A 7253-nucleotide genomic window follows, 5' to 3' on the forward strand; every position below is an offset into this window, starting at 1 on the left:
GGCGGGCGGGAGCCGGTCAGCCGTGCAGGAGGGCCGGGAGGGACCGGTGTCCGTTGGAGATGAAGGAGTCCACCGGCTCCAGGCCCCCGGCCTCCGGGGCGAGGCGCAGCTTCGGGAAACGGGCGAAGAGGGCGGGCAGCGCGACGGCGGCCTCCAGCCGGGCGAGCGGGGCGCCGAGGCAGAAGTGGGCGCCGTGGCCGAAGGCGAGGTGGTCCTTCGTGGCACGTGTCACGTCGAAGACGGCCGCCCCGTCGCCGTACAGCTCGGGGTCGCGGCCGGCGGCGGCGTACGCGGCGACGATCGCGTCGCCCTCGCGCAGGACCGTCCCGTCGTCGAGCGTGATGTCCTCGACGGCGTAGCGGAGCGGGAGGTTGGCGACGGGCGCCTGGACGCGGAGCGCCTCCTCGACGACGTCGTCCCAGCCGGCCTGCCCGGAGCGGACGAGGGCGAGCTGCTCGGGGTGGGTGAGCAGCAGGTGGATGGCGTTGTCGAGGAGGTTGACGGTGGTCTCGTGTCCCGCGCTGATCACCAGCAGCAGGGTGTCGACCAGTTCCTGCTCGCTGAGCCGGGTGCCGTCCTCGTCGTCGCGGGCCGAGATCAGGACGCTGGTCATGTCGTCGCCGGGCTTCTCGCGCTTGGCGGCGACGAGCTCGCCGAGCAGCCGGTAGATCTCGGTGTAGGTGGCGGTGACCTCGGCGGGGTCGGCGGAGGTGTGGAAGATCGAGTCGACGCAGCGGCGCAGGCCCTCGCGGGCGTCCTCGTCGTCGATGCCCATGAGCTCGCAGATGACCCGGATGGGCAGCGGGTAGGCGTAGCCCTCGCGGAGGTCGACGACCGTGCCGGGCTCGGCGGCGGCCAGGCCGTCCAGCAGGTCGGCGGTGATCATTTCGACACGGGGGCGCAGGGCGGCCGTGCGGCGGGCCGTGAACGCCTTGGCGACGAGGGAGCGCAGGCGCCGGTGGTCGGGCCCGTAGGCGGTGAACATGTTCTGCACGGCGACCCAGGTGTAGAGGGGCCACTCCGGCGAGACCTCACCGTTGATCCAGGCCGGCCAGTGCTGCCGCGGGTCCTTGGAGACGCGAGGGTCGGTGAGGAGGCGCTTGAGCAGCGCCTGGGAGCTCACCGCCCACGCCACCACGCCCCCAGGGAGCTCCACGGGGACCGCCGGTCCGTGGGCCCGGATGCGGGCGGCCTCGCCGTGGATGTCCCGGCCGGAGGGATCGATCGTGACGGGGCAGGCGGGACGTTCCATCTGCGGTCTCCCGAGGTGTCGGCGCCGAGGGTGTCGGCGGCGGAGGTGACGAATGGGGTTGTGGTGGTGCTTGAGGAAGGAGAGGTGGAGGGGGCGGCGGCAAGGGTGGTCGCCGCGGACGGGGTGGGTACGGCGGAGGGGTGCGGCACGGACCGGCCGGGCGCGCTCCCCGGGTGCCTGGTGCCTTCCGGGTGCCCGGTGCTGCCCGGGTGTCCGGCGCTGCCCGGATGCCCGGCGCTGCCCGGATGCCCGGCGCTGCCCGGGTGCCCGGCGCCTCCCGCGGTCCTGGTGTGGCGGCCGGGCGTGGGCGCGGCGGCCGGCACGGGCTGGGGCGGGAAGCGGACGGGCAGCGCGGTCAGGGCCCGGTGGAAGGGGCCGGGCCGCCACGCCAGACGGTCGGCCGGAACCGCCAGTTCCAGGTCGGGCAGCCGGTCGAGGAGGCGTTCCACGGCGGCGGAGGCGATCAGCCGGGCCGGGTCCTTGGCCGGGCAGTGGTGCGGCCCCGCGCTCCACGCGAGGTGGGCGCGGTTGCCGGTGCGCTGCCCGGAGTGGGGCTCCGGGCGCAGGGCGGGGTCGGTGTTGGCGGCGGCGAAGCTGACGACGACGGGTTCGCCGGCGCGCAGTCGCACGCCCCCGAAGTCGAGGTCGGCCGTCGGGTAGTGGACCCCGTAGTTGGCCATCGGCGGGTCGAGCCAGAGCACCTCGTCCAGGGCGTCGTCGACGGGCATGCTGCCGCCGGCCAGGTCGCCCGCGAACCGGTCGTCGCAGAGCAGCAGCCGCAGGGCGCCGGCGATGAGGTTCTGCTGGGGCTCGGTGCCCGCGCCCATCAGCACCACCAGCTGGTGGATCATCTCCTCGTCGGTGAGCCGGGCCGGGTGGGCCATCAGCCACGAGGTCATGTCCGCGCCGGGCTGCCGGCGTTTGAGGGCGATGAGCTCGGTGAGCGTGGTGGTGACGAGGGCGTTGGCGCGTTCGGCGTCGACGCCGTCGAAGATCCCGGACATGCCCTCGACGAGCCGGTCGCCCAGCGCGGGCGGGCAGCCGAAGAGCTGGTTGAAGACGAGCAGCGGCAGCACCTTGGCGTAGGCGCCGAGCAGGTCGGCCTCGCCGGCCTCGGTGAACCGGTCGATGAGCACGTCCGCGCTGCGCTCCACGTAACCGCGGAGGGCGTTGGGGTCGATGCGCTCCAGGCTGTCGGTGACCGCCTGGCGCAGCCGCTGGTGGGCTTCGCCGTCGCTGAACAGGCAGTTGGGCCGGTACGCCATCATCGGCACGACGGGATTGTCCGCCGCGACGCGGCCGTCGGCCAGGGCGCGCCAGCGACGGGCGTCCTTGGCGAACGCCTCGGGGCTGCGCAGTACGTCCAGGGCGGCGCGGTAGTCGGTGACGAGGTGGGCCCGGACGCCCGGCGCGAGCTCGACGGGGGCGACCGGGCCGTACCGGCGCAGCCGCCGGTAGACGGCGTGCGGGTCGGCGGCGAAGTCGGGTCCGTGGAGTGGGGTGACCTCGGGGGCCCCGGGGGTTTCGGGGGCCCGATGGGAGGCCGTTGGGGTCTGGTGGGAGGCCGCACCGGCCTGGTGGGCAGGGCAGCCGGGCGGCGGGCCGGAGTCCGGAGTCCGGCTCATGCGGGGCTCGGCAGGGGCCTGGCTCATACCGGACTCGGCCGGAGTCCGGTTCACACGGGACACAGGGGTCACACGGGCTCCTGAGCGGTACGGGCGTGCAAGTGGTCCACGAGGGTGATCAGGGCGCGCGTCGCCGAGATCCGGTCCCGGGCGTCACAGGTGACCAGCGGAGTCTCGGGGAGCAGGTCGAGGGCCTCGCGGATCTCCTCCTCCGGGAACACCGGCGCGTCGTCGAAGTGGTTGACGGCCACGGCGTACGGCAGGCCGTGCTCCTCCAGCGTCTCCATGACGTCGAAGGACTGCTCCAGCCGCCGTGTGTCCGCGAGGACGAGCGCGCCGAGGGCTCCCTGGGTCATGTCCAGCCAGAGGCGGGCGAAGCGCTGCTGGCCGGGCGCGCCGAAGAGATAGAGGACGAGGCTGTCGCTGAGGGTGAGCCGGCCGAAGTCCATGGCGACCGTGGTGGTGGTCTTGCCGTCGAGCCCGGCGAGGTCGTCCACGTGTGCGCCGGCCTGCGTCATCGTCTCCTCGGTGCGCAACGGACGGATCTCCGACAGCGCGCCGACGAAGGTCGTCTTGCCCACGCCGAAGTGACCGACGACGAGCAGCTTGACCGCGGTGCGGACGGTCCCGCGCAGATAGACGCCGCCGGACGCGTCACCGCCGTACGGCACGCCGCCGTACGACACGCCGTGGTGCGGCACGCCGCGGTCAGAGGCGAGCGCGGAGTCCATCGAGCACCTCCTGGAGTATCTGGGCCTCGGGCAGTCGTGCCGAGGGGATGGGCGCCCTGGTGCTGAGGTGGCCGCTGTCCACGAGATCGCTCAGCAGCACCTTGGTGACACTGACGGGCAGTTGGAGGTAGCCGGCGATCTCGGCGACGGACAGGGCGCCGCCGAGACAGAGCTCCATGAGGCGGTACTTCTCCGGGCTGAGCCCGTCGAGCGGCCGGTCGCCGTGCGCCATGACCAGGGTGACCAGGTCGAAGGTGTTGCGGGTCGGGTGGGACCTGCCCTCCGTGACGACGTACGGCCGTACCAGCCCCCTGTCGCGCCGGGGCGCGGCCGGGGTCACGCCGGGCTGCCGGGGCCGCCCTGCCACCCGGCGTCGTGCCGCGGCGGGCTGACGAGTTCCTTGCCCAGCCGGTCGACCGTCTTCTGCATGCGGTAGGTGACGGCCTCCATGTCGACGTTCTCGGTCGCGGAGACGGCGAGGTAGGCGCCGGGGCCCGCGGCGATGAGGAACACGTAGCCGTGCGCGAACTCCACGAGCGTCTGCCGCCAGGGCGTCTCGTGCCGGGCCGGGTGGGTGCAGAAGTCGGCCGTGGACCGGCTGATGGACTGGAGCCCGGAGAGAGCCGCCGCCTGGCGCTCCGCCTCGTCGCGCGCGATGCCCGCGGAGTGGGCGCGCAGCATCCCGTCGGCGGACAGCAGGATCGCGTGGCGGGCCTCGGGGATCTTCACGACCTCGTCCAGCATCCAGGCCAGATCGTTGTTCAGGTGGTCGTTCACGCGTGCGGGTTCCCTTCGTCTTCTGCGGGCTCGGGGGCGGACTGCCCGTCCGGGAGGGAGTACGGTCCGGGGTCACCGGCGGGCCGACCGGGCGCGGCGGGGTACGGGCGCGCGACGCCCTCGCCCGGAGACGAGTCTCCGGCGACCGGACGCGCGGACGCCGGGGACCCGGCGGACCGACCGGGCGCGGCGGAGTACGGGCGCACGACGCCCTCGCCCGGGTACGCACCGGGCGCACCCTGGTACGAGTCCGCGACGGCCGGACGCGCAGGCGCGGGATCACTGGCCGGCCGGCCGGGCGCGGCGGGGTTCGCGTCCGCGACACCCTCGCCCGGAGACGAGTCTCCGGCGACCGGACGCGCGGACGCCGGGGACCCGGCGGACCGACCGGGCGCGGCGGAGTACGGGCGCACGACGCCCTCACCCGGGTACGCACCGGGCGCACCCTGGTACGAATCCCCGGCGGCCGGACGCGCGGGCGCGGGGCCACCGGCAGGCCGGCCGGATGCGGCAGGGTACGCGTCCACGACACCCTCGCCCGGATACACACCGGACGCGCCTTGGTGCGGGTCCGCAGCGCCCGGGCGTTCGGGCGCGTGGGCAGGCCGGCCCTGCGCGGCGAGGTTCGCGTCCGCGACACCCTCGCCCGGAAACGAGTCCCCAGCAGCCGGACGCGCGAGCGCAGGGTCACCGGCAGCCCGGTCCCATCCGGCGGGATACGCGTCCCCGGCACCCTCGCCCGGGTACGCGCCGGACACGCCTTGGCGCGAGCCGGCAGCGCCCGGGCGTTCGGGCGCGTGGGCAGGCCGGCCCTGCGCGGCGGAGTTCGCGTCCGCGACACCCTCGCCCGGATACGAGTCTCCGACGACCGGAGGCGCGGGCGCGAGATCACCGGCAGGCCGGTCGGATGCGGCGGGGTACGGGTGCGCAGCGCCCTCGCCCGGGTACGCGCCTGGCGCCCCTTGGTGCGGGTCGGCAGCGGCCGGACGGGCGGGTGCCGGGGGCTCGGCAAGCCGGCCGGACACGGCAGGGGGCGGGTCCGCAGCGCCCTCGCCCGGGTACGCACCGGACGCACCCGGGTACGAGTCCGCAGCGGCCGGACGCGCGGGTGCGGGGGCCTCGGCGGACCGACCGGATGCGGCGGAGTACGGGCGGGCGACACCCTCGCCCGGGTACACACCGGACGCACCCTGATACGAGTCCGCGCCAGCCGGACGGGCGGGTGCGGGGGCCTCGGCAGGCCGGCCGGGCGCGGCGGAGTACGGGCGGGCGACACCCTCGCCCGGGTGCGCACCGGGCGCTCCCTGATGCGGGTCCGCGGCGGCCGGGCGCGCGGGTGCGGAGTCACCGGTGGGCAGCGGCTCGCGGCCCGGCGCCCGGTTCCGGGTGCCCGCAGGTTCCTGGGCTCGCGGAGGGTTCCCGGTAGGGCGGGGGGTGTCCCCCGGGGCACGGGGTGTGCTGTCGGCGGAACGGGTGCCGGTGTCCGGCTGCCGGTCGACGGCCCCCGCGTACGGACCGACGCCGTCGACGAAGCGACCGGCGGACTCGGCGGACCGGTCGGCGGCTTCGGCGAAACGGCCTGCGGTCTCAGCGGCGGCGGTGCCGGCTTGGCCGCTGCCAAAGACGCTCGGCCCGGCCTCTCCGGCGGTTCGGCCGGCATCGGAGCCGGTCGGCCCGGCAGCCTCGGCGGACCGGCCGCTGCCGGGGTTGAAGACGGACGGCTCGGCAGCCTCGGCGCCGGCTTGCCCGTGGAAGGAACGGCCGGGGCCAAAGGCGTTCCGACCGGCGGCCTCGGCGTGCGAATCGACGCCCTCGGCGTCGACGGACCGGGCGGCGGATCCGGCAACACGGCCGGCGGTCTCGGCGGGGGCGGTGTGGTCAGCGGTGGGCTGCCTGGGGGCGAAGACACTTCGATCGGCCGACGCGGCGTGCGCACCAGCGCCGTCGCCACGCCGGTCGGCGCCCCCGACAGCACGCCCAGCCGCACCAGCAGAGCCGCCGACGCTCTCATCACCGGTGTGTCCAGAGGCGGGCTGCCCGGGGGCAAACACATCCCCACCGGCCGACCCCGCGTACGGACCAGCGCCACCGCCACGCCGATCGGCATCCCCGACAGCACGACCGGTCCCATCGACAGCACGCCCAGCCGCACCGGCAGAGCCGCCGACGCCCTCGGCAACGGTGTGCCCAGAGGCGGGCTGCCCGGGGGCAAAGACACTCCGGCCGTCCGACGCGGCGTACGGACCGGTGTCGGCCCCGGCGTCCGGCCGATCCACGGCCTCGGCCGAGCGGCCGAGCCCCGCGTCGGGCCGACCGGGGTCGGACCCGGCGGACCGGCCCGCGCGGCCGGAGCGCGTGCCGCGGGCGAAGGCGCCCATGCGGCGGGCGGTCTCCTCGGGCGTGCGCTCCGGGGCCGTGGGTGCCGGGGGCTCGGGAGGCAGGGGTGAGGAGCCGGCCGGTGGGCCGGCAGGGCGGCGTCGGCGGCGCTTGGGCAGGCCACCGGCGGTGGTCCCGGCGGACGGCGCGGGGGCCTCGGCGGGAGGCGGCGTGGAGGGTGCGGTGCCGAAGGACTCGGCCCCGGGCGTTCCGAGCGCCCCGGTACCGGACGCACCGGCGCCGGACGGCCGGGAAACCGGCGGTCCGGCAGCCGGCGTTCCCCCGGCGGACGGCCGCCGGGCGTCGCCCGGGCCGGACGTAGAGGCGCCCCCGTTACCGCGCGTCGGAAGTCCGGCCGCACCAGCGCGGGGCGTGGCCGACGAGTGCGGCGACCCAATAGCCCCTGAAGCGCCGGAAGCACCGGAAGTCCCCGACGTACCGCCGCCACCCCGACCGCCAAGCGGACCCGCGCCCGCCCCACCCGTCATCCCG

At 76.0% G+C, this 7253-nt stretch carries 4 protein-coding genes and 1 pseudogene; all 5 read right to left on the reverse strand.

All coding sequences use genetic code 11. From position 1 onward, the window contains the following. Window positions 1–16: 16 nt before the first annotated feature. Window positions 17–1252, reverse strand: coding sequence for a cytochrome P450 family protein (locus tag ACSNOK_RS28635; protein ID WP_436783697.1), 1236 nt, complete (start codon window positions 1250–1252; stop codon window positions 17–19). 218 nt (window positions 1253–1470) lie between these two features. Beyond that, window positions 1471–2877, reverse strand: a pseudogene (locus ACSNOK_RS28640) (cytochrome P450); the annotation flags it as partial. Between the two features lie 68 nt (window positions 2878–2945). Further along, the gene (locus tag ACSNOK_RS28645; RefSeq protein ID WP_436783698.1) at window positions 2946–3608 is read right to left on the reverse strand and encodes a GTP-binding protein; all 663 of its coding nucleotides are present in this window, start codon (window positions 3606–3608) and stop codon (window positions 2946–2948) included. Then, the gene (locus ACSNOK_RS28650; protein WP_436783699.1) at window positions 3586–3948 is read right to left on the reverse strand and encodes a DUF742 domain-containing protein; all 363 of its coding nucleotides are present in this window, start codon (window positions 3946–3948) and stop codon (window positions 3586–3588) included. Before ACSNOK_RS28650 ends, ACSNOK_RS28645 begins: the two co-directional genes overlap by 23 nt. Next, entirely contained in the window at window positions 3945–4385 is a 441-nt protein-coding gene (locus ACSNOK_RS28655) for a roadblock/LC7 domain-containing protein (protein WP_436783700.1), read from the reverse strand. Before ACSNOK_RS28655 ends, ACSNOK_RS28650 begins: the two co-directional genes overlap by 4 nt. Window positions 4386–7253 lie beyond the last annotated feature (2868 nt).

Origin of the sequence: Streptomyces sp. URMC 126, assembly GCF_051386555.1 — a bacterium.
GTDB lineage: Bacteria > Actinomycetota > Actinomycetes > Streptomycetales > Streptomycetaceae > Streptomyces.